The sequence below is a fragment of the Pseudomonas sp. Irchel s3a12 genome (assembly GCF_900187485.1).
GTDB classification, from domain to species: Bacteria; Pseudomonadota; Gammaproteobacteria; order Pseudomonadales; family Pseudomonadaceae; genus Aquipseudomonas; species Aquipseudomonas neuropathica.
Genome location: NZ_FYDN01000009.1, coordinates 185,008 through 209,198 on the forward strand (window position 1 = coordinate 185,008; position 24,191 = coordinate 209,198).

Annotated in this window: 23 protein-coding genes; 6 read left to right on the plus strand and 17 right to left on the minus strand. The window is 58.9% G+C overall.

Going from position 1 to position 24,191, the window contains the following annotated elements:
* Positions 1-62: 62 nt before the first annotated feature.
* Entirely contained in the window at positions 63-947 is an 885-nt protein-coding gene (locus tag CKW14_RS16860; protein ID WP_095125709.1) for a LysR substrate-binding domain-containing protein, read from the plus strand.
* A 97-nt stretch (positions 948-1,044) separates the two neighbouring features.
* Here the strand turns inward: CKW14_RS16860 and CKW14_RS16865 are convergent, their stop codons facing one another.
* Positions 1,045-2,319 carry a glucarate dehydratase family protein gene (locus CKW14_RS16865; RefSeq protein WP_095125710.1) on the minus strand — a complete coding sequence of 425 codons (1,275 nt, stop codon included), beginning with the start codon at positions 2,317-2,319 and terminating at the stop codon, positions 1,045-1,047.
* A gap of 30 nt (positions 2,320-2,349) precedes the next feature.
* Positions 2,350-3,717, minus strand: a complete 1,368-nt coding sequence (locus CKW14_RS16870) for an MFS transporter (protein ID WP_095125711.1) — start codon at positions 3,715-3,717, stop codon at positions 2,350-2,352.
* 119 nt (positions 3,718-3,836) lie between these two features.
* Here CKW14_RS16870 and CKW14_RS16875 point away from each other — a divergent pair, with 119 nt between their 5' ends.
* Positions 3,837-4,757 carry a LysR substrate-binding domain-containing protein gene (locus CKW14_RS16875; RefSeq protein ID WP_095125712.1) on the plus strand — a complete coding sequence of 307 codons (921 nt, stop codon included), beginning with the start codon at positions 3,837-3,839 and terminating at the stop codon, positions 4,755-4,757.
* Positions 4,758-4,875: 118 nt separating this feature from the next.
* On the opposite strand, the gene CKW14_RS16880 is transcribed toward CKW14_RS16875, so the two are convergent.
* The 6 genes from CKW14_RS16880 to CKW14_RS16905 form a co-directional block, all read right to left on the minus strand.
* Complete coding sequence (locus CKW14_RS16880; protein ID WP_095050032.1) at positions 4,876-5,481, minus strand: DUF6338 family protein; 606 nt, start codon at positions 5,479-5,481, stop codon at positions 4,876-4,878.
* 102 nt (positions 5,482-5,583) lie between these two features.
* Complete coding sequence (locus CKW14_RS16885) at positions 5,584-7,197, minus strand: GMC family oxidoreductase (protein ID WP_095125713.1); 1,614 nt, start codon at positions 7,195-7,197, stop codon at positions 5,584-5,586.
* A 163-nt stretch (positions 7,198-7,360) separates the two neighbouring features.
* Positions 7,361-8,578, minus strand: a complete 1,218-nt coding sequence (locus CKW14_RS16890) for a mandelate racemase/muconate lactonizing enzyme family protein (protein ID WP_095050030.1) — start codon at positions 8,576-8,578, stop codon at positions 7,361-7,363.
* 1 nt (position 8,579) lies between these two features.
* Positions 8,580-9,899, minus strand: coding sequence for a nitrate/nitrite transporter (locus CKW14_RS16895; protein WP_095050029.1), 1,320 nt, complete (start codon positions 9,897-9,899; stop codon positions 8,580-8,582).
* An 82-nt stretch (positions 9,900-9,981) separates the two neighbouring features.
* Complete coding sequence (gene aldA, locus CKW14_RS16900; RefSeq protein WP_095050128.1) at positions 9,982-11,406, minus strand: aldehyde dehydrogenase; 1,425 nt, start codon at positions 11,404-11,406, stop codon at positions 9,982-9,984.
* Positions 11,407-11,639: 233 nt separating this feature from the next.
* Positions 11,640-12,572, minus strand: a complete 933-nt coding sequence (locus CKW14_RS16905) for a LysR substrate-binding domain-containing protein (protein WP_095050028.1) — start codon at positions 12,570-12,572, stop codon at positions 11,640-11,642.
* A gap of 186 nt (positions 12,573-12,758) precedes the next feature.
* Between CKW14_RS16905 and CKW14_RS16910 the strand changes: the two genes are divergently transcribed.
* Positions 12,759-13,937, plus strand: a complete 1,179-nt coding sequence (locus CKW14_RS16910; RefSeq protein WP_095050027.1) for a hypothetical protein — start codon at positions 12,759-12,761, stop codon at positions 13,935-13,937.
* A gap of 209 nt (positions 13,938-14,146) precedes the next feature.
* Positions 14,147-15,022, plus strand: a complete 876-nt coding sequence (locus tag CKW14_RS16915) for a LysR substrate-binding domain-containing protein (protein ID WP_093437416.1) — start codon at positions 14,147-14,149, stop codon at positions 15,020-15,022.
* Between the two features lie 300 nt (positions 15,023-15,322).
* Here CKW14_RS16915 and CKW14_RS16920 read toward each other — a convergent pair whose 3' ends face one another.
* The 5 genes from CKW14_RS16920 to CKW14_RS16940 form a co-directional block, all read right to left on the minus strand.
* Positions 15,323-16,687, minus strand: coding sequence for an MFS transporter (locus CKW14_RS16920; RefSeq protein WP_095125714.1), 1,365 nt, complete (start codon positions 16,685-16,687; stop codon positions 15,323-15,325).
* A gap of 169 nt (positions 16,688-16,856) precedes the next feature.
* Complete coding sequence (locus tag CKW14_RS16925) at positions 16,857-18,290, minus strand: NAD-dependent succinate-semialdehyde dehydrogenase (protein ID WP_095125715.1); 1,434 nt, start codon at positions 18,288-18,290, stop codon at positions 16,857-16,859.
* Complete coding sequence (locus CKW14_RS16930; RefSeq protein WP_093437404.1) at positions 18,287-19,321, minus strand: aldo/keto reductase; 1,035 nt, start codon at positions 19,319-19,321, stop codon at positions 18,287-18,289. The genes CKW14_RS16925 and CKW14_RS16930 overlap by 4 nt, the downstream gene beginning before the upstream one ends.
* A gap of 10 nt (positions 19,322-19,331) precedes the next feature.
* A complete protein-coding gene (gene fae, locus CKW14_RS16935) occupies positions 19,332-19,844 on the minus strand; it encodes a formaldehyde-activating enzyme (RefSeq protein WP_093437400.1) in 513 nt (170 codons plus the stop codon).
* Positions 19,845-20,177: 333 nt separating this feature from the next.
* Positions 20,178-20,513: a hypothetical protein gene (locus tag CKW14_RS16940; RefSeq protein WP_095125716.1), complete on the minus strand. Its 336-nt coding sequence runs from the start codon at positions 20,511-20,513 to the stop codon at positions 20,178-20,180.
* 184 nt (positions 20,514-20,697) lie between these two features.
* Between CKW14_RS16940 and CKW14_RS16945 the strand changes: the two genes are divergently transcribed.
* Positions 20,698-20,937: a hypothetical protein gene (locus tag CKW14_RS16945; protein WP_016983018.1), complete on the plus strand. Its 240-nt coding sequence runs from the start codon at positions 20,698-20,700 to the stop codon at positions 20,935-20,937.
* Between the two features lie 68 nt (positions 20,938-21,005).
* On the opposite strand, the gene CKW14_RS16950 is transcribed toward CKW14_RS16945, so the two are convergent.
* Complete coding sequence (locus tag CKW14_RS16950; protein ID WP_095050021.1) at positions 21,006-21,203, minus strand: DUF2188 domain-containing protein; 198 nt, start codon at positions 21,201-21,203, stop codon at positions 21,006-21,008.
* Between the two features lie 223 nt (positions 21,204-21,426).
* Here CKW14_RS16950 and CKW14_RS16955 point away from each other — a divergent pair, with 223 nt between their 5' ends.
* Positions 21,427-21,789 carry an NUDIX hydrolase gene (locus tag CKW14_RS16955; RefSeq protein WP_095125717.1) on the plus strand — a complete coding sequence of 121 codons (363 nt, stop codon included), beginning with the start codon at positions 21,427-21,429 and terminating at the stop codon, positions 21,787-21,789.
* Positions 21,790-21,793: 4 nt separating this feature from the next.
* Here CKW14_RS16955 and CKW14_RS16960 read toward each other — a convergent pair whose 3' ends face one another.
* The 3 genes from CKW14_RS16960 to CKW14_RS16970 all read right to left on the minus strand — a co-directional run bounded on the left by CKW14_RS16960 (position 21,794) and on the right by CKW14_RS16970 (position 24,124).
* Complete coding sequence (locus tag CKW14_RS16960) at positions 21,794-22,036, minus strand: DUF1652 domain-containing protein (RefSeq protein WP_095125718.1); 243 nt, start codon at positions 22,034-22,036, stop codon at positions 21,794-21,796.
* 109 nt (positions 22,037-22,145) lie between these two features.
* Complete coding sequence (locus CKW14_RS16965) at positions 22,146-23,045, minus strand: polysaccharide deacetylase family protein (RefSeq protein ID WP_095125719.1); 900 nt, start codon at positions 23,043-23,045, stop codon at positions 22,146-22,148.
* A gap of 131 nt (positions 23,046-23,176) precedes the next feature.
* Positions 23,177-24,124 carry an ABC transporter substrate-binding protein gene (locus CKW14_RS16970; protein ID WP_095125720.1) on the minus strand — a complete coding sequence of 316 codons (948 nt, stop codon included), beginning with the start codon at positions 24,122-24,124 and terminating at the stop codon, positions 23,177-23,179.
* Between the last annotated feature and the right edge of the window lie 67 nt (positions 24,125-24,191).

Here is a 24,191-nt window from a genome sequence, read left to right on the forward strand (position 1 = left end):
GTTCATTGCTGGCGAACGCCGGGACAACCGTAAATTCGACCCGCTATTGATGACTTTTACGAATGAATCCGCGCACGCTCACTCCTTCCATGTCGTTATTGCTGGCTTTCGAGGCCGCCGCGCGCCATGAAAGCTACACCCGCGCCGCCCACGAACTGTCGCTGACGCAGAGTGCGGTCAGCCGTCAGGTGCAGATTCTCGAGAAGATGCTCGGCATGCGTTTGTTCACGCGCGAAGGCAGGCAAGTGGTGCTGACCGATGTCGGGCGCATGTATCAGCGCGAACTCGCCGAAGCGCTTGGGCAGATTCGCAGCGCGACCTTGCAGGCCATGGCATTTGGCTCGGGCATTCACAGCTTGCGCCTGGCAACGCTGCCGACTTTCGGCTCGAAGTGGCTATTGCCGCGACTCAAGGATTTCTACACCGCGCACCCGGGTATGACCGTGCATTTGCATTCGCGTATCGAAGCGATCGACTTCGACACCAGCGAAATCGATGCGGCAATCTGCGTCGGCGGCGGGGAGTGGCCGGGGCTGACCGCCCTGCCCTTGCACACCGAGGAACTGGTGGTGATCGCCAGTGCGCAGTTGTCCGACGCCGAACGCGACGACGCCGAACAACACATCGCCGGGCAACTGCTGCTCAATGTCAGCAGCAATGCCCAGGCGTGGGCGGAGTGGTTCAGCCATCAAGGTCTGCCGCACCGCAGCATGCGCATCGGGCCGAGCTTTGAAATGACTTCGCACTTGATTCAGGCAGTGCGGGCCAATATTGGTGTGGGTTTGGTGCCGCGGATTCTGGTTGAGGATGAGTTGTTGAGTGGTGAGTTGTTGCAACTGGGCGAGCCGATTACCAGTCGGCGCAGCTATTACCTGGTGTATCCGCCGCGCAATGAGAATTTGCCGTCGCTGAAAGCGTTTCGGGATTGGCTGGTAAAAACGTTGTGAACATGAGGACGCCAATCGCGAGCAGGCTCACTCCTACAGGGAAGCGCATTCCAACTGTAGGAGTGAGCCTGCTCGCGATGGCGTCAAATCAAACACCTCAAAACCGTGGCTTGACCGCCTTCCAGTCCGGCTTGTAGCGCTGCATCTGCCGCACATCATCACGCTGACGAATCCCGCACGTCAGATACTGATCATGCAGCTTGCCCAACTGCTCATGATCCAGCTCCAGCCCAAGCCCCGGCGCGCGGGTGATCTTCACGCAGCCATCGACAATCGGCAGTTTGCCACCCTTGATCACCTCCTCATCCGGCTCCTGCCACGGGTAATGGGTGTCGCAGGCGTAATCCAGATTCGGCACCGCCGCCGCGACATGCGCCATCGCCATCAGGCTGATACCCAGGTGCGAGTTGGAATGCATCGACACGCCAACGCCGAACACATCGCACATCTTCGCCAGCGTTTGCGTGTCGCGCAGGCCGCCCCAGTAATGGTGATCGGCAAGCACGATCTGCACACTGTTCTGCGCAACGCTGCGACGGAACTCGTCGAAATCGGTGACCACCATGTTGGTCGCCAGCGGCAGACCAGTGCGCTTGTGCAGTTCGGCCATGCCGTCGAGGCCCGGGGTCGGGTCTTCGTAATACTGCAAATCATCGCCGAGCAATTCGGCCATGCGAATCGAGGTTTCCAGCGACCAGTTGCCGTTCGGATCGATGCGCAACGGGTAGCCGGGGAAGGCCTTTTTCAACGCCTTGATGCACGCCACTTCATGCTCCGGCGGCAACGTCCCGGCCTTGAGTTTGATGCTTTTGAAACCGTACGCCTCGATCATCCGCGCGGCCTGCGCAACGATCTGCTGCTCGCTGAGTGCTTCGCCCCAGTTGTCCGGTTTGTAGGGCGAATCGACATGCTGCGCGTACTTGAAGAACAGATAGGCGCTGAACGGCACCTGATCGCGAATCGCGCCACCGAGCAGGTCCACCAGCGGCACATTCAGGTAATGCGCCTGCAAATCGAGGAAGGCTACTTCGAACGCCGAATAAGCATTGCTCACCGCTTTGCTGGCATGAGAACCGGGCGCGAGTTCGGCACCGGCAATAGTGGCGGGTTTGTTGGCGGCAACGGTGGCCTGCACGATCGCGCGTAACTGGTTGAGGTTGAACGGATCGAGACCGATCAGTTGCGCCTGCAACTGCTGCTGGATCGCCAGCGCCGGGGCATCGCCATAGCTTTCGCCGAGGCCGATGTAGCCGTTATCGCTTTCGATCTCGATGATCGAGCGCAGGGCAAAGGGTTCGTGGATGCCGCTGGCGTTGAGCAGCGGCGGATCACGAAAGGCAATCGGAGTCACAGTTACGCGGGTGATTTTCAAGATAACGCTCCTGACAGATCGACAATCAATTCAATGGCTCGCGGCCGGGCTGGCCGTCACGACAACGGCGGTCTCGTCATGCGGCTTTGCCGGGGTTTTACCTTTGGCACCCGGCGCCGTGCGGGCGAAAAAGATCACCACCGCCGCGACCAGCGACGTCGCCGCCAGGCCATAAAGACCGCCCTCAATGGAGCCAGTGGTTTCTTCGAGGATGCCGAACGCCGTCGGCGCAACGAAGCCGCCGAGGTTGCCGATGGAGTTGATCAACGCGATCACTGCAGCGGCAATGCGCGCATCCAGATAGCTTTGCGGAATCGGCCAGAACAACGCCGACGCAGCCTTGAAGCCGATGGCGGCGAAACAGATGGCAACGAAGGCGAAGATCGGCCCGCCGGTGGTCGACATGAACATGCCGATCGCCGCAATCACCAGCGTCAGCGCGACCCACGCCTGCTGGAACTTCCACTTGCCTGCCATCGCCGCGAAACCGTACATGGCAACAATCGAAATGATCCACGGAATCGAATTGAGCAGGCCGACCTGGAAGTCGCCGAGATTGCCCATCTTCTTGATCATGCTTGGCAGCCAGAACGTCGCGCCGTAAATGGTCAGGGCAATGGAGAAGTAGATGAAACAGAACAGCGCAATCTGCCGATCCGCCAACAACTTGAACATCGACGGTTTGGCCACCTGCGACGCCTCACGAGCGCGCTGCTCCTCGGCAATCGCCGCCACCAGCGCTTCGCGCTCTTCTTCGCTCAGCCACTTGGCCTGACGCGGATGCGATTGCAGCCAGAACCATACAAATGCGCAGAGCACCACCGATGCGGCACCCTCGATCAAGAACATCCACTGCCAGCCATGCAGGCCGAGGCCGCTGATGTGCAGCAACGCACCGGACACCGGGCCGGAGATCACCGAGACAATCGCCGAACCGCTGAGAAACACCGCCATGGTCTTGCCGCGCTCGGAGGCTGGCAGCCATTGGGTGAAGTAATAAATGATCCCCGGAAAGAACCCTGCCTCGGCCGCGCCGAGAACAAAGCGCAGCACATAGAAACTGGTTTCTCCTCTAACGAACGCCATGGCCATGGCGGCCGCGCCCCAGGTGAACATGATCCGCGTCAGCCAGACCCGTGCGCCGTAACGTTGCAGGAGCATGTTGGACGGCACTTCGAACAGCGCGTAGCCAACGAAGAACAAACCGGCACCGAGGCCGTAAGCCGCCGCACCGATGCCCAGATCGGTTTCCATGTGACTGCGCACAAAACCGATGTTGACCCGATCGATGTAGTTGACGATGAACATCACCACGAACAGCGGCAGCACGTGGCGCTTGACCTTGGCGGCGGCACGGGCGAGAACCGTGACGTCCAGCGGACTCTGGAGGGTGTTCAAGGGGCGACTCCCGATCTTGTTTTTTTAGGGATGGCGTAAAGCGATGGGTCGATCATGGACGGCGATCATTGATCCCGCCTAATCTAACTTGGCATTCGATTGATACCCGGATTAGATCAATGTTCGAACTGACCCAGCTACGCTGCTTCACCACCGTCGCCACCGAACTCAACTTTCGCCGCGCCGCTGAGCGACTGAACATGACCCAGCCGCCACTGAGCAGGCAGATTCAGTTGCTTGAGCATCACCTCGGTGTCGAACTGTTTACCCGCAGCACTCGTAGCGTCGCTCTCACCGCAGCGGGCCGAGCATTCTTCATCGAAGCACAGAACCTGCTGGAGCGCGCACAGCAAGCAGCCGTCACTGCCCGACGGTTCGCAGAGGGCGACATCGGTACGGTGAACATCAGTTTTGTCGGCAGCGCGGTGTATGAATTTCTGCCTAAGGTGATTGCCGAGGCGCGCCTGAAACAACCGCAGGTGAAAATCGATCTGTCGGAGATGAACACTTACCAGCAGCACGAAGCCCTGCGCGCGCGACGCATCGATTTGGGCATCGCCCGCGCGCCGCTACTGGAACCGGGGTACGCCACCGAGTGCCTGGTGCGCGAGCCGTTTGTGCTGGCAGTGCCAAGCGGACATCCATTGGCAACGGCGACTGAAGTGTCGGTCAATGACCTGGATAAACAACCCTTCCTGATGTACTCCCACGCTGCTTATCCGCCGTTCAACGAATTGCTGACCGGCATGCTGCGTTCAGCCCGGGTTGCGCCGGATTATGTGCAATGGCTGGGGTCGTCGCTGACGATATTGGCACTGGTCAATGCGGGCATGGGCCTGGCACTGGTGCCGCGTTGCGCCACCAGTGTGGTGTTCAAAAATGTAGTCTTTCGCGATATCGATTTGGGCGAAGGGGTGCAGAGCGAGCTGCATCTGATCTGGCGGGAGAACAACGACAACCCGGCGTTTGCGATGTTGCTGGAAGCGATTCGCCGGGCGGTGGCTGAGGGGTGGGGCCAGGTGACTGGCGACGCTGATTAGCGCTTTGGCGGTGGAGGCGCACTGGGTCCTTTAACCAGGGGTTTTGCCAATGGCTTGCCGTCTGGGCCCACGAAGAGACGTGCCACGTGAGGTGGCATGGGATTGGGTGCTTTTGCGCTCATGAAACAACCTCCTCGACAGAATTGAATTCGACCCACTGAACTTTTGAGGAATCTATCACCATTAATTCGGCGCCAAAAGTAAACACCTCGCCACCATCGCCAAGCCATTGTGGATTCAGCAAGATAAATTGCCCCTCCGAGGGACTGGAAGGCCACTCCAAAGGCCAGCCAAACAATCGCCTCTCGTCATTCAGTTGCAAAGTGACAAGGCGATCCTGTCGTTCAAAAGCGCTGTACCACTCGCTAGGATGGGAGCTTTTGCGTGTCAGGTGTCGCTTGCGTAGCCACACATGCAACATCCCGTTTGAAGCCAAATAACAGAAAAGCCCGGCGAGACATACTGAAACAATAAATGCCCACAATGCTTCCGCCCGAGCATCCCATTTCCCTAAAGAAAAGCCTTTCGAACCCACCCACAGACAAATTGCCCCAATCCCCAATACCGCGCCCTGAATCACAAACGTAAAAATCAGCGCCTGCACAATCTGCCCAAACGTATCGGGTCGTTTGAAAGCCGTCAGCGAATAAAAAATCCACGCCGACAAAAAACCGGGAATCAGGTACTGCAACAGCGGAATAACTTCTTTGACCAGATCATCCATGATCCGAGGCTCCTTGAAAGACCGGCCGATCTGACTATCGACCGCCCCTCAAAAGCCTAGTGCACACGGCTGAAAACCCTCACGCGCAACTGTCACCACTCATTACGCATCCTGCAAAATCAGATCCGCGCCCTTCTCCGCCACCATCAACACCGCCGCGTGAGTATTACCCGATGTCACGTTCGGAAAGATCGACGCATCAACAATCCGCAACCCTTGGAAACCGTGCACCTTCAGCCGCTTGTCGACCACCGACGTCTGCTCGTCAGCGCCCATCGCGCACGAACCACAGAGGTGATAGATCGAGCCACAGTTATCACGGAAGTACTGCAACATCTGTTCGTCTGTTTCTATCGCCGGCCCAGGCAAAACCTCGTCAACGGTAATGGACTTTAGCGCCGGCGCATTCATGATCTTGCGCATCAGGCGACTGCCTTGAACCACCTCGTCGATATCCTTTTGCGTGCTCAGGTAATTCGGATCGATCAGCGCCGCATCCCGGGGATTTTTCGAGGCGATTTCGATATGCCCACGGCTGGTCGGCCGGCACGGATTGAAGCACAGCAGAAAGCCGGAATACGGCTCAGGCTTGAGGCTGGCCTTGTTGTTTTTCGGGATCTGGTACGACAGCGGGTTGAAATACAGCTGCAGGTTCGGATGATTCTGCTGCGCGTCGCCACGGAAAAAACCACCGGCCTGATTGACGCTCATGGCCAGGGCGCCCTTGCGCGTCAGCAGGTATTTCACGCCGAGTTTGAACTGACCGAACAGCGAACTCAGTTCATCGTTGAGCGTCGGGATATTGGCCTTGTAGTAATAGCTGGCGCACAGGTGATCCTGCAGGTTCTGCCCGACTGCCGGCAGGTGTTTGACCAAGGGAATCTGATGTTTGGCCAGAAGCTCACGATCCGCCACGCCGGACAGTTGCAGGATCTTCGGTGTGTCGACGGCACCTGCACACAAGATCACTTCCTTGCGTGCGGTGAAGGTTCGTACCACGCCATGCTGAGTAATCGAGATCCCGGTCGCATGTTGTTGCGCGTCATCAAACAACACCCGATCCACCAACGCGAAGTGTTCGACCGTCAGGTTCGGCCGCTTCAGTGCTGGATGCAGGTGCGCGAAGCTGCTGGAGCAGCGCTGACCGTTCTTGGTGTTAACGTCGTAGAGACCCGCCCCTTCGAACTTCGCTCCGTTGAAATCTTCACTGCGCGGATAGCCAAGTTCCGAGCAGCCCTCAAGAAACACATCGCAGATCGGATGGGTCTGGCCCTTCATCGGCGTAATACTGATCGGGCCGCTGCTACCGTGATATTCGCTGTCACCCAGTGGATGATTTTCCAGTTTGCGGAAGTACTGCAACACGTCCTTGAAGCCCCAGCCGTCGTTGCCATTGGCGGCCCAATCATCAAAATCATGAGCCTGGCCGCGCACGTAGATCATCGCATTGATCGAGCCGGAGCCGCCCTGCACCTTGCCGCGCGGTGCATAGATTTCGCGGTTGCTCAGTTGTTTCTGTGGCTGGCTGTAATACATCCAGTTGAAGGTCGGGTTGTAATACATTTTGGCGAAGCCGACCGGAATCTTGAACCACAGGGAACTGTCCTTGCCGCCCGCTTCCAGCAACAGCACGGTGTATTGGCCCGAGGCCGAGAGCCGGTTGGCCAGCACGCAGCCAGCGGCGCCAGCGCCAGCGATGATGTAGTCGTATGTCATGCACGGTTACCGCGTAAGTCGTTGTACAAAATTCGCCGCCCTTGTGGGAGCGAGCTTGCTCGCGAAGACTGCCTGTCAGCTTGCAGTTTCATTGCCTGACACCCCGTCGGTTCGCGAGCGAGCTCACGTCAACAGGGGACTGGCCTGGCAATTAAAGCCTCTGTCAGCCGCGAGCTGGTGAGTTGTCTTTCACGTCCACCGGGGTCGGCGCCATCTGCAGGTGCAAACGCTCGCCGGTGTACGGCGAATGCTTGCGCACCACGTCCATGTTCAGCTCAACCCCCAGGCCCGGCTCCGTGGACGGAATGATGTAGCCGTCCTCCCACTGCAACGGTTTGGTCAGCACTTGCGCGTGGAAGCCACCCCACGTCTCGATGCTTTCCTGAATCAGGAAATTCGGCGTACAGGTCGCCAACTGGAAACTCGCCGCCGCGCCAATCGGCCCGTTGTACAAATGCGGGGCGATTTGCGCGTAGTAGGCTTCGGCCATGCTGGCGATCTTCTTGGCTTCGAGCAGACCGCCGCAGCGCGCCACGTTCATCTGCAGAATCGACGCGCCGCCAGCCTGCAACAGCTTGAAGAATTCGTACTTGGTGGTCAGGCGCTCGCCAGCGGCGATCGGGATGCTGGTCTTCGCCGCGACCTGCGCCATGGCCTCTTCCTGCCCCGGCGGCACTGGCTCTTCGAACCACAGCGGGTCGTATTTCTCCAGACGCTTGGCCAGGCGGATTGCCGACGAGGGCACCATCTGCCCGTGGGTGCCGAAGAGCAGGTCGCACTTGTCGCCGACTGCTTCGCGAATCTTGCGGCAGAAGGTTTCGCATCGCTCCAGCACTTCCAGCGAAATCTGGTGCCCGGAGTACGCGGTGTAAGGGCCGGCCGGATCAAACTTCACGGCGGTGAAGCCCTTGTTCATGTTCTCTATCGCGCACTCGGCGGCCAGATCCGGATCGTCGTAGTCGTACTCGCCACGGCTGTTGACCGGGTACAGGTAGGTGTAGGAACGCAGACGTTCATTGACCTTGCCGCCGAGCAACTCGTAAACCGGTTTGTTCGCGGCTTTGCCGATGATGTCCCAGCAGGCCATCTCCAGACCGCTGACCACGCCCATCATGGTCAGATCGGGACGCTGGGTGAATCCGCTGGAATACGCCTGGCGAAAGAAGCGCTCGATGTGGTGCGGATCGTGATTGAGCAGGTAGCGTTCGAACACGTCCTCAATAATCGGCAACATGGCTTTCGGGCCGAAGGTCGCGGCGTAGATCTCGCCGACACCTTCAATGCCACAATCGGTCTTCAGCTTGACGAACAGCCAGTACATGCCGCCGATGTGCGGTGGCGGTACGGCAACGATATGGGTTTCAAGGGCGATGATTTTCATCTCAGGCACCTGCTTTTTTCGAAGATTGACGATTGATTCGAGCACGCAAGGTCACAGCAGCGAGGGTGCCGATCAGACCGATAGTCGCGATGTAGCCGAAGTAGAGCTTGTAGCCGAGGGCGCCGGGAAAGTGCTCGGTGAGGTAGCCGTTGATCAGCGGGATAAAGGCATCCGGCATGTAACCGACGACCGAGACGATGCCGATGGCCAGACCGGTGATGCGCAGCGGAATGTTGCAGCTGTCGAGAATCGCCCAGTACAGACCACGAATCGCGTAAGTCATCAGACCGATGAAAATCACCGTGCCGATCAGCAGCCCCATACTGTTGAGTCCCGGAAATACGATAAGCCCGACGATGGCCAGACTGGCCAGCAGCAGCGCGACGATCAGCACCGAGATATTCGAGAATTTGTCGCCCAGCCAGCCGCCACCGATGCCGCCGATCGGGCGCATCCACAATTTGATCGTGGTGATGGTGCCGGCCATGACCGCCGTCATGCCGCTGCCTTGCAAGTAATCGGAGAAACTGTAGGTCGCCCAGAAGATGTGATACCCGCAGAACACGATGGCGGTCACCAGCCACAGCTCCGGGATCTTCACCAGCGTGCCCAGATCGCTGAGCAGATTGAACTTGCCCTTCTCCACCGCGGGCGTGTCTTCCATCGACTTCGGGTCCTTGATCAGCACCAGCAAGCAACCGATGGCGATACAGGTGAAGGCATACAGATAAACCACGTGTTTGAAGCCTTCGGCGGTCGACTCGCCCCGTGTCTCCGTGGCAAACGCGAACAGACCCAGCGCGACCGTCGCCAGCAACGCCTCAACCAGCCCGCGACCACCGTCGAGAATCCCGAAGAACCGGCCCTGTTCCGTGTGATGAGCAATCATCTTCACGCGCTTGAGCACCGAGGCCCAGAAGGTCAAACCGGTGGTCACCCCCCAGCAACCGAAGATGATCATCAGCCCGCTCATCGACGGTGCCGTCGAGTACCACAGGCCCAGAGCACCGGTGGCCACCAGCGAGAAGAAAATCAGAAAGCGCGGCGCAATGCGGTCGGCCAGCCAACCGCTAGGCAAGTAGCTGAGCAGAAAAATCGTGCCGAGCATCGAGTACAAATAACCCAGCTCGCTGTGGTTGATCTGGAACACCTCGAGCATGGTCGTTTGATAGACCTGACGAAGATAGAGAATCGGATAGATTGCGCCGGCGGCGAGCACCAGCAACATCAATTGGAAATAGCGACTTCCCTTGTCGCTCTGGCTTTTCACAGCCGACGTGGAACCCTGAACAGCGGCAGCAGAGGATGCATGCTTGGACATTGAAGTGACCTCGGGCGACCCGTGCTCCGGGCGCCCCTGATAATTGTTTTTATAGGTGCAGCGTGAGGCGTGTTGCGGTGGATCAGTACTTCATGACCACGAGTCGGGTCTGGGTGAATTCGAGCATGCCGTGCTTGCCGTCATCGCCGCCCAGGCCCGAGCGTTTCCAGCCGGCGTGGTAGCCCTGATACGGGTCGGCCGGGGTGCGATTGACGTACAACTCGCCGGCTTCGATGGCGTTGGCGACTTTCTGTGCGGTCCGGTAGTTCTCGGTGTAGAGCACCGATGACAGACCGAACTGATGATCGTTAGCCATCGCCAGCGCTTCATCAATGTCGCAGTACTTGAGCACCGGCAGCACCGGACCGAATATTTCTTCTTGGACGATTTCCATGTCCTGACGGCAACCGCTGAGCAGAGTCGGCGGATAGAAATGCCCCGGCCCTTGCGGCAACACGCCACCGCTTTCGAGCGTCGCGCCGGCAGCGATGGCGCGCTCGACCAAAGCGTGGATGTTCCGCTGCGAACTGGCGTTGACCAGCGGTCCCATCAGGTGGGCGTCGGTGGCGCGGTCGCCGAATTTCACTGCAGCGATTTTGGCCTTGAGCAGTGCGAGGAACCGGTCGTAGACACTTTCCTGCACATATACACGCTCTACCGCCGTGCACAACTGGCCGCAATGCGTGGTTTTCGACGCGATGATTGCTGTCGCGGCCGCTTCCAGGTCGGCATCCGCTTCGATGATCGCCGGGGTCTTGCCACCCAGTTCCAGCGAAGGTTTGGCGATGTTTGCCTTGCAATAATCGAGAACGATGCGCCCGGCGTTGACGCTGCCGGTTAGGGTAATAAGGCCCACGGCTTTATGGGTGCAAACGGCCGCTGCCGTGGCGTGATCCATGGTCAGGATGTTGATCACACCGGCCGGCATGCCCGATTGCTGCACCGCTTTGGCAATTTCAAATGCCGAGGTCGGTGTGTTGTTGCTCGGGCGCACCACCACGGTGTTACCGGCGATCAGCGCCGGGGCGATTTTGCGCAGCAACGTGTAAACCGGGTAGTTGAACGGGATCAGGCAGGCAACGACGCCGATCGGCTCGCGGTGCAGAAACAGGTTTTCGTCAGGGCTGTCGCTGGGGATGATTTCGCCTTCGATACGGCGCGCCCACTCTGCGTGGTAGCGAGTGATCTGCGCGGCGTAACGGGCTTCGTTGCTGGCATCGCTAACGCTTTTGCCGGATTCGGCGGCCAGTGCGGCACCGATGGTTTCAGCGCGATCTTCAAGGGCGGTGGCCAAGGCTCGCAGATGTTCGGCGCGCTCGATGCTGGTGAGTTTGCCCCAGACATTTTGTGCCGCTGCCGCCGCATCGACCGCCGCGGTGGCTTCTTCGGCGGTGGCACCCGACACATGGCCGAGCAACGCTTCGGTGGCAGGGTTGTAGACCGCGATCAGCGCCGCGCTGGCAGGCTCGATAAATTGGCCGTTAACAAAATTTCGCTCGGTTCGCATGTGCATCGCCCATCGTTTGTTTTTATCAATGCAACTAGTCTTGTCATCGATGGCGGGTTGAACAAACGATTTATCGGGCGGTGGAACATTCGAAAAATGCAGGTTACCCCCGTATCAGCATAAACCCCCTGTAGGAGTGAGCCTGCTCGCGATGGTGGTGGTCAGTCACATATTTTTCGCTGAGAGACCGCCATCGCGAGCAGGCTCACTCCTACAAGGGAATCTGGGCTGACTCAGATAGCAGCGGTCGAGGGCTCTAACTGGCGCTGCGCCAGCCAGATTTCCTCTTGCAGCCATTGCGAAAAAACCTGCAACTGCGGCATCTCGGTCTGCTCCGGCCGGGTCACCAGCCAATACGACTGGTGCCCCTCCACATGCACATTCAGCACTTGCGTCAACTGCCCGCTGGCCAACTCGGCCGCGACCATGTGCCAGTCGGCAATGGTGATGCCCAGACCATCGGTCGCCGCCCGAATCGCCAGATCCAGTAGATCGAACTCGTAGCCGCCCTGGGTATCCACGCCGGTGATCCGCGCCGCATCGAGCCAATGTTTCCAGGTCAGATAACGCTGATCCTCCCTGGCCAATACGTGCAACAACGTCAGGCGATTGAGATCAATGCCCGACTCGCCACTTTCGCGGGCATACAGAGAGGGGGCGCACACGGCGATATGGCGCTCCTGAATCAACAATGAACTGTCGAGACCGTCCCACTCGCCGTCGCCAAAACGGATCGCACAATCGAGCGTGCTGGTTTCCGCGAGGCTGTCCTGCAAGCGTGTGGTGATGCTCAACTCAAGCTCCGGGTGTTGCTCGCGCAAACGGCCCAGACGCGGCATCAACCAGCGGCTGGTAAAGGTTGGCGGCGCATTGATATGCAAGCGGTTGGAGTGGGTTTTCTGCTGAATGCTGCGCACTGTCAGCTCGATCTTGTCGAATGACTGGTGCAATGCCCGCAGGAGGATCTTGCCGGCACCGGTCAGCTCCAAATGGTGATGGCGGCGCTCCAGCAAACTCTCGCCGAGCTGTTCTTCCAATTGCCGCACCTGCCGGCTGACGGCGCTTTGGGTGACATTGAGCAACTCGGCGGCGCGGGTAAAACTACCGGTGCTGCCGGCCACCTCGAACGCTTTGAGTGCGTTCAGGCCGGGCATTTTGCGTTTCATATCAAGGCACTCGAAAACCACTGACAGGGCGCAAAGCATCCCACGACTGTGCCGGACTGTCCTACAGGAATTTCCGAGTAACATGCATTCGACGCAGGTTTACTCACCGTTTTTATCGTTTGTTCAACCACCAGCGGATGGCAAAACTGCGCGGCATCTCTAATAAAAACAATCGAGAGCCGCTCCATGCCCTTCTCTGCTTCCTTTCGCTTGCGCACCACGTCCATCGTCCTGTTCTGCAGCATTGCCGCTCCGGCGATGGCTGTGCAGGTCACCGACAATCTTGATCTGGGCGGCGCCATTCGTGCGCGCTGGGACCTGGACCCGGATCGCGACATTCAGAAGTTCGGCCTCGACACGGTATTCCTCAGTGCCAAGTACAATTCCGACAGCTGGATCGGTGAAGCGCAGTACCGCTTTTACGGTCGTTCGTATCCCTACCAGTACACGAAAAACTACGGCGACATCCAGTTCGCCAAGTTCGCGTGGGTCGGCTACAAATTCAATCCCGATCAGCAAGTGCAGGTCGGCCTGAACACCGTGCCGTTCGGCTTGCAGCCGTACTTCGGCAGCACCTTCTACGAAACCCTTGGCAACGTTATCGGCCTCGAAGACGTGCAACAGGTCGGCGCCAAGTACATCCAGCAAAGTGGCGACTGGAACGTCCAGGCCGGTTACTACCTGCGCCCGGCGTGGCAAGGCAAAGGCACCAGCAATGGCGTGAGCTACTCCAGCATCGTCTCCGAGGCCGACAGTTACGTGGCTGACGGCAGCGACAATCAGGAGCGCAACACCCTGGTGCTGCGCGTGGCCAAGGCACTCGATCTGGGCCCGTGGAAGTCCGAGGTCGGCGTCTCCGGCCTGACTTCCAGCCTGCAAAACCGCGACACCCACAGCGATGGCCGGCGCAACGCCGTGGCCATCCACTATCTGGGCAAGAACGGGCCTTGGGGCGTGCAACTGCAAGCGGCGCGGCAACAGATGTCGCCGCGCAATCCCGGCAGTGATGAAGTGGTCACCCTCGGCGGCTACGACGGCACCTACAACGTCGCCAGTCGCGGCAATCTGTACGTGGCCGACCTGAGCTATGACGTCGGAGGCAAATACCTCTTTGATCAGGTCAGCGGGGTCAAGCTTTACGCCAACTACAGCGCCTTCGACAAATCCGCCAGCGGCTACAAGACGTCAGAGCGGATGATCCTCGGCAGCTCGTTTTCGGTGAGCAAATTGTGGGTCGCGGCCGAGTGGTTGTTTGGCCGGAATGATCCGTACATTGGCGGCAGCAGTTACACCCAGAGTCTGGCTGCGGGTGGGCTGGATCAGTGGGAGAACCAGTTGTATGTGAACGTTGGTTACTACTTCTGATCCCGACATGATTGCGCCGATGAGATAGCTTTCGCGAGCAGGCTCGCTCCCACATTGGAATTGCATTCCAGGGTAGGAGCGAGCCTGCTCGCGAAGGCGCCCGCACAAACTCCACTTGCATCAAACCCTCACCAATAGTCAGATACCCCCTACAAACAAAACCTACAAAAACAAACCGAGCCAAACGCTCGATCCGGGGTTCTGCCTCCATGCGTCAACTGCCCTCCCTCAACACCCTGCGCGTGTTCGAAGAAGTCGCGCGTCATCGCAGCTTCAGCCAGGCCGCACTCGGCCTTAACGTCACCCAGGGCGCAGTCAGTCGCCAGATCAAACAACTCGAAGACTACCTCGGCGTCGCGCTGTTCGTGCGCACCCCGCAAGGCCTCTCGTTGACCGAAGCCGGCAGCAATCTCAAACCGCATCTGGCCGAAGCCTTCGACCATATGGAACGCGCCCTGCAAGCGGTACGCGTGCCCAATCTGCGCCAGCGCCTGCGCGTACTCGCCCCACCGACCTGGGCGACACGCTGGCTGTCGCCACACCTGCGCGCGTTCTGCCAGCGCTACCCCGATATCAGCCTCAGCGTGACCAATCAGGCCAGTCACGACAGCCTCGCGGACATCGATTGCCACATTCGTTTTGGCCTCGCCGCGTCAACCCACTGCGCCAGTCAGTTATTGGTCATGGAACGGCATATTGCGGTGGCCAGTCCGGAGCTGTTTAACGGCGATCAAGCGCCAGACCTGCACGAGTTTCCGTTGTTGCACATTCTGCATGACGGCAAGCGTCTGAAGGTCTGGGAGAACTGGTTGGCGGCGATGGGGCGAGAGGATATCGATGCGGGACAAGGCTTGGAATTCAGCACGCTGGATCAGGTGATTCACACCGCACTGGCGGGTGGCGGACTGGCGGTGATTGATCGGCAGATGATCGAGAAGGAGTTGGCCAACGGCAGCCTGGTGCCGATCACTCCGATTGAAGTGATCGGCCCGTATGGGTATTGGCTGGATGTGGCGAATGACAAGCAAGGCCTGTCGAAAGTGAAGCTGTTCACCGATTGGCTGAGCCTGGTGAGCAATCCCTGAAAGAGCCCCTCACCCTAGCCCTCTCCCGGAGGGAGAGGGAACTGACGGTGGTGAATGTGCGAAGTGCGGCAACCTGAAATATCGAGTCGGACGTAGATTCTGAATACTACATAGATCTGCCCCCTTTCCCCCTCGCCCCACAAAGGAAGAGAGAGCTGGTCGGGGTGAATGTATGGGGGACACCGATCTGAAATCTCGAGTCGAACGCAAACGTTGAAAGCCACAAAGATCGGCCCCCTTTCCCCTCGCCCCTCTGGGGAGAGGGCTGGGGTGAGGGGGGGAGGTTTTAAGCCTTGCACATCAAATCGGCGTGACGACTTTGCTCACCACAATCGAACTCCCCTCCACCGTGGTCTGCGCCTTGCACGCCTGACTCAACGTCAGCGACTTGGTCTCCGGCGCCCACGCCCACGACAGCCATGCACCAATCGCCAGAATCGCCGCGAGAATGCCCATCGTCGGGCTCAATCCGATCCCGGCCACACTCACCGGCAGCAGGAACGTACTGACGGCCGACCCCAAGCGACTCACTGCCGTCGCCAGCCCGATACCGCTGGCGCGAACCTCGGTCGGAAAGCTCTCCGCCGGGAACACCCCGACCAGATTGCTCACCGCCGACAACACCAACGTAAACAGACCAAACACCAGCACCATCAGCCACGCCGCGCTGCCCGGCAGTACCGCCAGCAGAAACAGCGCCGCCGCGAGAATGATGAACGAGTGGATGAGGAATCCACGCCGGGTGAATTTGATCGTGCACCAGATACCGATCAGCGCGCCGAGGATCAGCAGCATGTTCAACATCAACTCGGTACCAAATCCTTCGGCCAGGCCCATCTTCTGCAAAATCGACGGCAGGAACGTGTAGATCGCAAAGTACGGCATCACGATGCACACGAAGAACAGGCAGTTGAACGCGGTGCGCTTGCGGTACTCACGGCTGAACAGCACCGCATACCCGGAACGGGTTTCCGTAGAGCGGGTTTCGTCGAGTTCGACGTTATCGCCCAAGTGTTTTTTGACGATCGCCCGCGCCTCGGCGATGCGTCCCTGATTGACCAGCCAGCGCGGTGATTCCGGCGTGCCGATGCGCGCGATCAGGATCAACGCCGCCGGAATCGCCGACGATGCCAGCATCCAGCGCCAGGCATCATCACCAAGGCTGAGCATCGCCGTGCCAACGAAGGTTGCGGCAACGTAACCGAAGGTCCAGATCACGCTGAAAGAACCGAGCAAAACGCCGCGATGTTTTTTCGGCGAGAACTCGGCCAGCATCGCGTGGCCGACGCTGAAGTCGCCGCCCAAGCCGATGCCGATCAGCACTCGGCAAAGAAACAGACTCATCGCTGTTTCGACATAAAACTGCATCACCGAGGCCACGGTGATCAGCACAAAACTGACCAGAAAGATTTTCTGGCGGCCGACCTTGTCGGAGATCCAGCCGAAAAACAGACTGCCGAGAAACAGCCCGATCAACGCCGACGCGCCGATCAAGCCTTGCCAGAACGCATCCAGCTGCATCTGCGGACTGAGCAAGGTGAACGCGATACCGATCAGGCCGAGAATGTAGCCGTCGGTGAAGTGCGCGCCGAAGGTCAGGCCGGCGATCTTGATGTGAAACCGGCCGATCGGCAGGTCATCGATTTTTATGGGTTGAGCGGACATGTTCGTCTCCAATTGTTGTTATTGACGGAGAAACCGATTGCTCTTGCTTTTGCTTTTTGTGGGAGCCGAGCTTGCTCGCGAAGGCGGCATGTCAGTCACATTACTTTCCACTGATAGACCGTCTTCGCGAGCAGGCTCAGCGCCCACAAAGATTGTTGTTTTCGGGGAATCAGAGACCACCCATCAACAGGTATTTGGCCTCCAGATAGTCATCCAGACCGTACTTCGAACCTTCGCGGCCGAGGCCCGATTCCTTGATTCCGCCGAACGGTGCCACTTCCGTGGAGATGATCCCTTCGTTGATCCCGACCATGCCCGCCTCCAGGCCTTCAGCCATACGCCAGACCCGGCCGATGTCGCGGCTGTAGAAATACGCCGACAACCCGAAAGGCGTGTCATTGGCGCGTTTCAGCACTTCGGCCTCGTCCTTGAAGCGGAAGCACGCTGCCACCGGACCGAAGGTTTCGTCCTGGGCAATCAGCATGTCGCCGTTAACTTCGGTGAGGATGGTCGGCTCGTAGAACGTGCCGCCCAAGGCGTGGCGACGGCCGCCGCACAACAGTCTCGCGCCCTTCTCCAGGGCATCGCTGACATGGCTTTCCACCTTGGCCAGCGCCGCGCTGTTGATCAGTGGACCTTGTTCGGTGTCACCGTCCAGTGCACTGCCGACGCGCATCGCCGCCACCGCTTCCGCAAGCTTGCCGGTGAAGGCTTCGTAGACGCCGCCCTGAATAAAGAAGCGATTCACGCACACGCAAGTCTGCCCGGTATTGCGGAATTTCGAGGCCATTGCGCCTTTGACTGCGGCATCCAGATCAGCATCGTCGAAGACAATGAACGGCGCGTTGCCACCCAGTTCCAGCGAGACCTTTTTCAAGGTGTCGGCGGCCTGACGCATGAGCAACTTGCCGGTGCGAGTAGAGCCGGTGAAGGACAATTTGCGCACGATGCTCGATGCCTGCAGCGCGCCACCGATGGCGACGGCATCGCCGGACACAATGTTGAAGACACCGGCCGGAATCCCCGCCTGTTCGGCCAACACGGCCAAGGCAAAGGCCGACAGCGGCGTCTCTTCCGATGGTTTGAGAATCATCGTGCAACCCGCCGCCAGCGCCGGCCCGACCTTGCGAGTGACCATCGCCAACGGGAAATTCCACGGGGTGATCGCCGCGACCACACCAATGGCTTCCTTGACCACGATGATTCGCGCATCGGCCTTGTGGCTCGGGATCACATCGCCGTAGGCCCGCTTGGCTTCCTCGCCGAACCACTCAAGAAAACTCGCCGCGTAAACCACTTCGCCCATGGCCTCGGCCAGCGGCTTGCCTTGTTCACGACTGAGCAGCGTGGCCAGATCCTTCTGGTTGGCGAGCATCAATTCGCTCCAGCGCTTGAGGCGTTGACTGCGTTCCTTCGCGGTCAATTTGCGCCACGCCGGCAGTGCGCGGTGGGCGGCGTCGATGGCCAGGTTGGTCTCTTCGGCGCCAGCCTTCTGCACCTCAGTGATCAGCTCGCCGTTGGCCGGATTGCGCACCGGATAGGTCGCGCCGCCCTGCCCCCACTGGCCATCGATGAAGTTGCCGTGACGGATCAAATCGCTCATGCCACCGCTCCCTGCAGAGTGAAACGCTCAAGCCCCGGACGCGCCGAGCGGAGGATGCGTTTGCCGGCGGTGTAATCGTTGATCACGTCGCACGGGGTGTAATTGCGTTCCAGCTCATGCAATTCATCAGCGTCGAGCCTGGTTTCAAGTGCGGCCAATGCGCTGTCGAATTGCGCGGTGGTGTCGGCGCCGACCAGCATGCAATCAACGCCCGGATGGTTCGCCACCCAAGCCTGGGCGATCTGCGCATTCGACACACCGCGAGCTCGGGCTACGCGCTGCACCGAGTGGGCGATTTCGAACGAGGCTTCGTCGCTGTACATCTGCTGAGTGAAAAAGTCGGTCTGGTTGCGGGTCGACTGCACGTCACCGGTCAACAGACCACGCGCCAAAGGACTGAACACCGATACGCCGATGCCCTGATCGCGACAGAACGGAATCATTTCGCGCTCTTCTTCGCGGTAAGCGCAGTTCAGTTGCAGCTGCATGTTGATCGGTTTGACCCAACCATTGCGCTCGCAGGCCATGAGGATCTTCGCCAGTTGCCCGGTGAGCATGGTCGAAACGCCGATGTAACGGGCCTTGCCGGAGCGCACGATGTCATTCAAGGCGCCCATGGTTTCTTCGACCGGGGTGTTCACATCGAAGTAATGCAGCATGAAGACGTCGACGTAATCCATGTCCAGACGCTTCAGCGAGGCATCGATGCTGTCCATGATGTGCTTGCGCGAATGGCCGCTGGCGTTGATGCCGCTGCGGGTGCCGTAACCGACTTTGGTGGTGATCACCAGATCTTCGCGACGGGCCAGACGCTTGACGATGCGACCCACCACCTCTTCGCCGACACCGGCGGAATAGAAGTCGGCGAGGTCAATGAAGTTCACGCCGTTGTCCAGTGCGTGCGCGACGATCGGCTCACTCTGCTTTTCATTGAAGATCCACGGTTTCCAGTCCGGCGTGCCCATGTTCATGGTGCCCAGGCACAGACGCGAAACCTGCAGGCCGGAGTTGCCCAAACGGATGTATTGCATGGCGTCGACCTCAGGCTTTTGGCGTGTAGAAAGGATTGCTGATGTGCGCAACGACGTCTTTCAGTTGCGCGGTTTCCGGCTTGCCGGTCAGTGCCGCGCGGATCGCGGTGCGGCAGGCGTTGTAGTTGTTCAGGTACACCGCATCGAGGTCGTCGCACGCCGGGTTGACCCAATTGGCGGTGACGATTGCCCATTCGTCTTCGGCTTCCGGCGGCAGCGTGCCGTCGAGCAGCGCTTCGAGCACGGCTTTGGCGATCCCGGCCTGCGAGGCGCCCCACGTGGCGTTGCCGTGCAGGTCGCTGCTGATCGCGGCTTTATTCACGTACAAGGTCATCGGTTTGACCGGGATGTTCGGCTGCGCAATCACCATGAACGGGCAGTGCCCCTGGCTCGGCGACGCGAGGCTGTTGGCGAACGCCTGCCCGGCCGGGCCGTTACGCGGGCCAATCAGAATATTGATGTGCGCGGCGTTCACGCCCGGGCCTTCGAAACCTTCACCGATGTACAGGTCGAGTTCTTTCATCAGTCATTACTCTTGTGCGATACGAGGGATGTTCGATAGCTCACACGGGCCGAGTGGCGTGTGTGGTCAATAACGGGCGCGGTGAGTTGCGGCGGGAGAAATGGGACATGGCTGCAAACGCTCTCTGGTTGTTATTGATGAGCTGTGTTTGCGATTTTTTAACACCGGGACTGGAGCCGGCCGTAACCATTAAAAATCATGGGGCAATGAGTTTTAGTCATAGCCCTTCTCGCGGGCAAAAAAAACCCGCTCAGAGAGCGGGATGGTTGAAGGCGATGCGTCCGGATTGGCCATTGATGGCCGGCGCTCGATGCACACCGCCTGCAGGCGTGGTTACAGGCAGTCACGCACCGATTGGCGCAACGACCCGGACTTGGCCCACGGAGGCCCCTGATACAGCGAAACCCGACTGCCATCCTTGTACTTGACGATGTCGAGAATCTCGTCCGCCGTGATGATGCTCGGCGCGGTGATGCGGAAGCCGTTGGAAATCGATGTCTGCGAAGTCTTGGCCACATCCTTCTGCCACAACGGTAATAAACACGCAGCATAGTCCTTGGGCGACTTGGCGCTGGTCTTGCTGATATTCGGCTCACCCGGCACCAGCGATGCCGGCAACGAGCAACCTGCCAACAGGGTCAACGCCAGACTCCCGATCCATATCCGCATGGTGTATTCCTGATCTGAAAAAAGTGAATGTAGCGTGTAAGCGGCGCTACATCCATCGTGGCACCGCGCCCTTGGCGCAATCTGCGCAACTTTTCACAACCGTTCAGCGTGCTGACGAACAGGCTTTGCCCATCGACGAAAAATGCGACTACTCTTTTCTACCGAGAATGTTCTGGAGGTGATCATGCGGCTCAATGAATATGAACACGAACTTCAACGCGACCTGCAAAGCGTTGCATCGGACTTGAGATGGTCGGCGGTCGACCTCAAACGTATCGCAGAACAACTGCGCAAATCCGGTAACGAGGCAGATGCGCAAAGCGTGCTGAGATCCTGTGAGGTACTGCAAAGCGATGAGGAACGGCTGCAACTCTATGCCAAGGAAGTGAAAGCCCGCGCCATCAGCCGAACCAAGGTCCACTGAGACCCACCCGCCCTACCCTAAACAAAAGCCTCGACACATGCCGGGGCTCTTTCGTTACAGCCTGCCTGTCAGTGGGTTTTGTGACTTTGCGCGCGCGTCGAGCGTTTTTTGTAGCCAGGCAGTGCGGCGGCATAGGCCAGTGCTTCCTCCTGGCTGCCAAACGACGCCAGCCGATCGCCCTGGGTGCAAACCCGCCATGGGCCATTGTTCACGCTTAGCACGTCATAGCCGTTCATGTGCATCTTGTTCAACATCGGCATGCTCATGGACACCTCCATTTCGCTAACGGTCAGATCCAGCTTCACGCTTTTACCTTACACCCTGATCCGCCCGAAATGCCGACCGGGTGTCGCAAGCCGTATCCGTCATGGCTCTGGCACTTTTCCCCGCCGCAAACGCTCCAAACTCCAATGAAACCTTTGTTGCTGGCCCCGGCTCAAATATTGCAGTTTTATTACTATCTCGTGACAAGCAGTAAACAGGTAACAGATGAAAGTACGCTCAACCGTTATATGCGAACAGGATCGCCACGTTCTCCTGGTACGCAAACCCCACTGCCGCTGGACATTGCCCGGCGGCAAGGTCGAGCCCGGCGAAACCCGGGCAGAGGCAGCCGTGCGCGAATTGCAGGAAGAAACCGGCCTTGCCGCCGACGATGTGTTGTACCTGATGGAACTGCATAGCGGCAGCACGCGGCACCATGTCTACGAGGCGTCCGTGCCGGACTTTGAGCAAGTGCGCCCCCAGAACGAGATCACCGATTGCATCTGGCACCCACTGGACGCGGTGCGCAATCTGCACACCAGCGAGGCGACGCTGCGCATCGTTGAAGCGTTTCAACGGCGTTTATGAGGTGTTAGCCCGCGAAGGCTCGACGGCCAGCGCTCATTTCGGTGCGTAATTCACCGATGAAGTTGGAAATGTCACGGATCGTGACGAGGTGTTCCGGGGAAACGCCAGTGAGCAGCAATTCGACGCGCTCGCTGTCAGCCTCATAAACCTTGATCTGCAGCAGGCCCTGCGAATTCGGAATGCACTCGCACTTGAACGCAGGAAAGCCGGATTCGACAATCCGGCAAATATCGTTAATGGCAAGCATGAGTGCACGCCTCGCAGGCGTTGGTCGGTCGACTCGTTGAGCATAGATGAGCCAGTTGTGGCTTGCCCGATACAAAATGCCAACCCGATCACAACTTTCCACCCCGCCCTCAGTGCGCGTCGTGATCCCATATCCAGTTCCACATCCCCGGCAAACTCACCGGCTCCGAGCTTTTTTCCACCGTACGAGCCAATGCCGCTTTCTCAAGTTCAGCGTGATCATCGTAGAAAGGCTTGTCAGCCAGCTTCACGCCCGTGGCAGCGGCGCTATCGAGCAGAATCTGCAGGTATTCGCGCGTGTGCCGCGCGGTATAGCGGTTGAGATCATGGAACGTCACCACCACCGGAATCACCCCGTCCACAGTCGGCAGCTCGCCAAGGGCAATCCGTTCACGGACTTCCGATAACTGCCGCAATAGGTTGGCCCGGCGCCTCGGGCTGGCATTGAAGCCCCAGATCTTGCCGTCGTTGGCACTTAAATCCGTGAGCAACACATGCAAGCCGTGCTGCTGATAGGCGGCAAAGGTACGTTTGTCGTAATTCCAGAACGGCGGGCGCAGCAACTTCGGCGGCGCGCCAGTGATGGCAGCGATATCAGCCGTGCCGTTGGTCAGCGACTCTTCGAGTTCTTGCGGGTCGAGCAAACGATGATTGGTGTGCCAGTGGGTCGCGGTGTGAAACGCGAGAATGTGCCCCTCATCATGTTCACGACGCATGATGCTGCGACCAATGTCACTGTTGCCCGCTCGTGGCGCACGCGTCTGCACAAAGAACACCGCTTTGATGTCTGGCTGCAGCGGATTGTCCTTGAGACTGTCGAGCACTGTGGCCGACGGATTCCACAAACTCGAAGCGCTGGGGCCATCGTCGAACGTCAACAGAAAACGCACCGGCGCCTGGGTCTTCAGGCGCGTTTCGGTTTGCGCAGTCATTTCTATCGGGGCGGCGATGCAACCGGCCAGCCCAAGCGCAATCAGCGCAGCACAAAGAAGTTTGAATCCGGATGTCATGTTTTGCCTTGAGCACGGCGACGGCCGTCATGTTGTCGATTGGCAAAACTCCCTCGCCCTTATCCATCCCTGCGCTCCGATACGCGAGCGGAGGTTGGATAAGGTATACAGGGTTTGGTTCCGGCGCTCGCTCAGTGAGCCAATGCCTGTTGAAAAGACGTGTCGATAATGTCAGCGGAGGCCAACGGAGCCGGCAGCGCTTTCACTTTGAACAGGAAATCAGCAGTACTTTGCAGGTCTGAAGCCGCCTGCTCGTCTACAGGTCCCACAGTCATGTGCGCCTGACGCAACCAGTGGCGCGAGACCTGCTGATCGAGATTGGCTTTCTTCGCCCACAGATCAGCGTATTCATGCGTGTGGCTGTCGACCCAGGCCCGCGCCTGCTTCAAGCGCCCGAGAAAATCCGCGATGGCTGCACGTTTGCTGTCAATCGACGGCGTGGATGCCGCGATTGCACTGAGCCCCGGCATCAGATTTTTTGCGGTCAGGATCGGCCGCGCGCCGGAAAATACGATCTGCTGGGAAATGTACGGTTCCCACACCGGGAAAGCGTCAATACTGCCCTGTGGCAACGCTGCGGCGGCATCGATCGGCATCAGCTTGACGAAATCGACGTAGTTTTCCGGCAGACCGCCCTGCTCCAGGGCGCGCAAGGTCAACTGCTGACTCCAGGCGCCAGGCCAATAAGCGACTTTCTTGCCCTTCAGATCAGCGATGGTTTTTACCGGCGAATCCTTTGGCACGAGTAACGCGATGGTGTCCGGATTCTGCCGCGATACGCCAATCAGTTTCACCGGCGCCTGCTTGGCAGCCAGAAACAGAAAACCGGAATCGCCCAGAAAGCCCAGATCCAGCGAACCGGTTTGCAAGGCTTCCGCCAAGGGTGCAGCGGCCTGGAAGTGCTTCCAGTCGACGGTATAAGGCGCATCTTTCAACACGCCGGACGCCTCCACCGAGGCACGGATGTTGTAGTAGTTCTGATCGCCGACGTGCAGGACCAAGGGCTCGGCTGCGTAGGAAAGCGGCGAGGTAAATAATGCAGTGATTAACCCACTGCCGAGGAAACGAGAAAGCTTCATGGCGAGTCCTGCGAAAGTAATTACATAGACCATAACGCTGTTGATTCGCGGTTTTGAAATTCGATAA